At 36.0% G+C, this 598-nt stretch carries 1 protein-coding gene; it reads left to right on the top strand.

The features are described 5' to 3' along the window. Positions 1–67 precede the first annotated feature (67 nt). Positions 68–553 carry a hotdog domain-containing protein gene (locus DMP16_RS10665; protein WP_143577260.1) on the top strand — a complete coding sequence of 162 codons (486 nt, stop codon included), beginning with the start codon at positions 68–70 and terminating at the stop codon, positions 551–553. The last annotated feature ends 45 nt before the right edge of the window (positions 554–598 follow it).

Below are 598 nucleotides of genomic sequence, written 5' to 3'. Positions count from 1 at the left end.
TCTAAGGGTACTAAATCTCCTCTAATCTCTTGAAATAAGAATATCTAGAATCAAGGACAGACAAAAGATGAGGTTTTACGTTGAAGATCCTACAGAGGGATTAAGATTTAGGATTACTACATCAATTTATGTATCGCCTAATCTGACTTATGATGGAAAGATAATGTCTGGTGGAAAGTTATTGAAATTAATGGATGATATAGGAGGAGTAATACTATTAAATTACATAGGATATGATAATAAGCCAGACTCTGGGGGAGTAGTCACAGTAGCAGTAAAAGGCCTCTCGTTCTACTCCCCTATAAGAATTAACGATATAATACATATCAGAGCCGGAATTGTTTACGTAGGCAACACCTCTGCTGATGTCATGATCAACGTGATAAGAGAGGATTTAAATGGTTTTAAGGAGCACGTAGCTACTGCATACTTTACATACGTTAGAGTAAATTACCAAGGCAAACCAATAAAAATGCCAGAGTACAATCCAGAAACGGAAAAAGAGAAGTCTCTGTATCAAGAGGCCTTAGTGCGAAGAGGTTTAGCTAAGTAAATATATAGTAAGAACATTGACAATGCAAAGGAGTAAAAAGCTATC

It is taken from the genome of Sulfolobus sp. B1, from assembly GCF_007050195.1.
GTDB lineage: Archaea > Thermoproteota > Thermoprotei_A > Sulfolobales > Sulfolobaceae > Saccharolobus.
Note: the sequence above shows the minus strand (reverse complement) of the source record. Positions and strands in the feature narration are given on the sequence as shown.